This is a genomic window from Ignavibacteria bacterium, assembly GCA_025612375.1.
Taxonomy (GTDB): Bacteria; Bacteroidota; Ignavibacteria; order Ignavibacteriales; family SURF-24; genus JAAXKN01.
Window position 1 is genome coordinate 1 of record JAAXKN010000140.1, and the last position, 1024, is coordinate 1024.

Below are 1024 nucleotides of genomic sequence, written 5' to 3' on the forward strand. Positions count from 1 at the left end.
CCTACGCAGGGGATAATAAGATAACAGGGGACATGCTTACATCAAGCGACAGAATATCAAAGGGTATTATCTTAGGCATAAAGACTCCAAAGAAGAATTTCCCGGATGTTAAACTTGAAGTAAGTAAAAGCATTAAGGAGAAGTATTTCCCTGAAGCACTCCTGACGGGCATATTTAACCAGAAACCAGCAAAAGAAGTAAAACCTGTAAAAGGGAATCACCGGCTGAACTTTTCAGAACTGGACACAGTAAAATCTCTGTACATTGCAGGAAACCTAATCCTCAGCGGAACATCACAGGGAAATATATACAGTGCTGCAAAAGTATTTGTAAAAGGTGAAGTTATAATTGAAGAGAACTCCCAAAGCCTCTCAAACCTTGAACTGATATGTGACTCTTCAGTCATAATAAAAGAAAACTCAAAGCTTGAGAACCTCCTTATTACCTCAAAAAGCGGGATTGAGATTCATAAGGGGGTTGCAATGAAAGGCTGCCAGATGTATTCTAAAAGATTTATTAAAGCGGATAACACCCTTTCCAGGTATCCTTCTCTGCTTTGCATTAATCCCATGTCACGTGATACTTCTTCAATGAATAAGATAGAGCTTAAAGGGAGCATCTTAAACGGCACTGCCATGCTTATTACTGACGTAACCGGCCAATGGGGAAATAAAAGCAAAATATCGGTTGATGCAAAAAGCGTTGTGCACGGGGTAATTTATTCCGAAAACAACACAGAGATCCTGGGGAAAGTTAAAGGATCGTTGTATACCTACAATCTCTACTTTTACCAGCCGCCAACAGAGTACATAAACTGGCTTGTTAACCTGGACATCAACAGGCCGGAACTAAATAAAAGCTATCTTCTGCCCATAGGCTTGGGAGATAAAAAGAAACTGAAAGTCCTAAGGGAAGAATGGCTTTATTAAAAAAAGATATAAAAAACGAACAGGGCTTCACCATTATTGAGACTCTTACGGCTATCGTAATTCTGGGCCTCATTATGATTTTTTCTGCCATGCTA

General features: G+C 39.6%; 2 protein-coding genes. Both read left to right on the plus strand.

Translation table 11 applies throughout. The features are described from left to right. Window positions 1-929, plus strand: a 929-nt coding sequence (locus HF312_21760; protein ID MCU7522820.1) for a hypothetical protein, incomplete at its 5' end; no start/stop codon positions are given. Then, window positions 917-1024: prepilin-type N-terminal cleavage/methylation domain-containing protein (locus HF312_21765; protein MCU7522821.1), on the plus strand; the 108-nt coding region annotated here is incomplete at its 3' end. The genes HF312_21760 and HF312_21765, both read left to right, overlap by 13 nt.